Raw genomic sequence first — 434 nt, forward strand, 5'->3', positions numbered from 1 at the left:
AGACGATACTGACAAAATACCCCAGCGACCATACCAGTAACACCAGCACCGCCAGCGCACCCTGCAAGCGGTCGACAGTCCAGCCGTACTGAGCGACCCGCAGCCATAACGCCCAGGCGGCGACGAACACATACAGCGGAGCAACCAGCAGAGCGGTTTTAATCAGGCAACGCAACGGCCCCGTCCAGGGAAGTGACGATTTTTGCGGATCGCGGACAATAGCCATTAAGATCAATTGCAAAAAGGCCAGCGTCAACAGCAGCCCGGCGGCGGAGATTTGGCGAGAAATCGCGCTCAGGCCCGTAAACGGCAGGGTGATGATAAACATCAGGGTTAGCAATGATACTAACGGCAGCAACCCCGTGGCGATTAACGTTAACAACTTTTGAATAGAGTCGATTAAACGTGACTGTGTTCGCGCGAGGATCACCGCC

Annotated in this window: 1 protein-coding gene; it reads right to left on the reverse strand. The window is 55.3% G+C overall.

Annotated features, from left to right (window positions below):
- On the reverse strand, positions 1 to 434 hold a 434-nt coding region (locus AC1VNY_RS42725), incomplete at both ends, for a DUF4153 domain-containing protein (protein ID WP_482409711.1).

This window comes from Bradyrhizobium ferriligni (assembly GCF_056837965.1).